The following is a 2,449-nucleotide window of genomic DNA, read 5'->3' on the forward strand; positions in this document are numbered from 1 at the left end:
TGGAATGTGTGGTTGGGGTTACGCTTACCGTCAAGCAAAGCTTGATGCATCTTGCAGGGTGTAAGTCCCTGTCGGGTAAGGTGTAACTGACCACCCGTATCGAGTGTTGCGCCTATGGCGGAACTGGTTTTTTTTTGAGGCTGGTGAACAAGATAGGTGAAGCGTACACAGAGAATTAGTTAGGCCACAGGGGATACGTGTCCCTGAAGGTTGGTATCGCTTCGATAAGCACAATCTGATTGACGAGGTTTGTAACGCCACCGAAGTCCATGCAAAGCAGCCGTTAGAGTGAGGCTGTGGCGAGTCAGCGGAGTTATCAAGCCGTGGCATGATTAAAGAGATGTATCAGGAACTTGAGAGAGCCAGAAGTGTTCCGCAAGGAAGCGGTAGGGACGCTAAGCCACAAGCAAGGCCAACGATGACCTTCTGGCAGTCAGACCAACTCATAGTAGTCCGAGACGGTAAAGCCGTTCACATGGCGAAGGGGTTGGCAGTTATATCCTGCGTTTAGCAGACACATAGGCCGGACAATGTAGGGCTGGAATTGCTATGACAACCGAACTAAACGCAATCACATTTAAAGCACAACACAACCCCAAACACAGGTTTCAGAACTTATACGGATTGCTAAGTGAAGACTGCCTGTATCAAAGCTGGGGGCAACTCAATAAACAAGCAGCAGCCGGTGTTGATGGTATTACGATGCCAGAGTACCAACAGCAGCTTGTGAGCCACATTAGCCGGTTAAGCGAAGCACTAAAGCATAAGCGTTACCGTGCAAATGATATAAAGCGGGTGTTTATTCCCAAGGCAAATGGCAAACAACGCCCATTGGGCTTGCCTACGGTAGACGACAAGTTAGTGCAACAAGGTGTGAGCCAGATATTACAACATATCTGGGAAGCGGACTTCTTGCCCAACAGTTACGGCTACCGGCCAAATAAAAGCGCCCATCAGGCAGTAGAAAGCACGGTGCTTAATCTTCAATACCGAGGCTACGGTTATATTGCTGAAGCTGATATCAAAGGCTTCTTCAACAACTTAGACCACGATTGGCTGATGCGCATGCTCAAGCAACGTATTGATGACAACGCTATTCTGAGTGTGATTAGCCAGTGGCTGAAAGCCAGGATAAAATCACCGGAAGGGCAGTTCGAACGCCCGCAAAGTGGCACGCCGCAAGGGGGCATTATTAGCCCCGTGCTGGCGAATATTTATCTGCATTACGCATTAGATTTATGGTTTGAGAAACAAGTCAAACCGAGGATGCGAGGCAGGGCGATGCTAATTCGTTATGCTGACGACTTTGTGTGTGCGTTTCAATACGCTAACGATGCCGAGCGCTTTTACAAGGTGTTGCCAAAGCGGCTGAAGAAGTTCAACTTGGAGGTGGCAGAGGACAAAACCTCACTGCTGCGTTTTAGTCGGTTTCATCCCAGCCGTAAACGGCAATTTGTGTTTCTGGGTTTTGCCTTTTACTGGGCTAAAGATGCACAGGGCAGACCTCGTTTAAGACGACGCACTGCAGCAGAAAAGCTTCGGTCGAGCTTGAACGAGTTTTACCAGTACATCAAAGCCAAGCGTTCAGTGAAGCTGAACCTGTGGCTGCCACAACTCAAACGCAAATTGCTGGGATACCGAAATTACTTTGGACTGCCGGATAACAGCCGGAGCTTGGACAGACTTTACAGTTATGTACTGCAAAGTTTGTTCAAATGGCTCAATAGGCGAAGCGGCAGGTTAAGTTATAATTGGAGTAATTTCAAACAGATGCTAATGTATTATGGAATTGAGAAACCACGGGTGGGTAAGCGAATTATCCATGCTGACTGGTATTAAGTGCGTGTTTTACACGAGTGAATATATAACTGAAGAGCCGGATGCGGTAATTCCGCACGTCCGGATCTGTGTGGGGGCGGCTCAGTAATGGGTCGTTCTACCACGATTATTGCGCTGTAGTTTTGATGTGCGCTGACCTTTGGAGATTAAATGCAAAAAGGATTTGTGGAAATATTTGAAGCTGAGTCAGCGTTAAAAACATTAGTGCTTTGCATACTGACTATTGGAGCTTACCTAATATACAAGCTCTATCATTTCTCAAGCCAAATTAATCAAAAAACTGAATACAAAATATCCAACTTATTCATTGCAATAACAATTATCTTGTTCGCTATACACTTGGGTAGTTTGATTTACGGTTTAGCCAACCTTCATGACCCAACCATTTTAATAGGAACAATCGGCATTCATGTTGTTTCAAGTGTTTTCGACGTAACTTGGATAATTGTCGTGCGTAATCGCATTAATTTAATAACGGGTTCTAGTAAAGGTGACAAGCTATGGTTAAAACCATTGATTACGTCAATTTTTCATGTAATTTACATGCAGCATAAAATTAATCAAGGGTTGGCAATGGCACAATATAACACATATGAGCCTTCTCGGAGTC

2 protein-coding genes are annotated in these 2,449 nt (G+C 45.5%); both read left to right on the forward strand.

Translation table 11 applies throughout. From position 1 onward, the window contains the following. Positions 1 to 549 precede the first annotated feature (549 nt). A complete protein-coding gene (gene ltrA, locus WG68_RS18880) occupies positions 550 to 1,839 on the forward strand; it encodes a group II intron reverse transcriptase/maturase (RefSeq protein ID WP_046559270.1) in 1,290 nt (429 codons plus the stop codon). Between the two features lie 150 nt (positions 1,840 to 1,989). Beyond that, on the forward strand, positions 1,990 to 2,449 hold a 460-nt coding region (locus WG68_RS18885), incomplete at its 3' end, for a hypothetical protein (RefSeq protein ID WP_052749169.1).

It is taken from the genome of Arsukibacterium ikkense (assembly GCF_000987775.1).
GTDB classification, from domain to species: domain Bacteria; phylum Pseudomonadota; class Gammaproteobacteria; order Enterobacterales; family Alteromonadaceae; genus Alishewanella; species Alishewanella ikkense.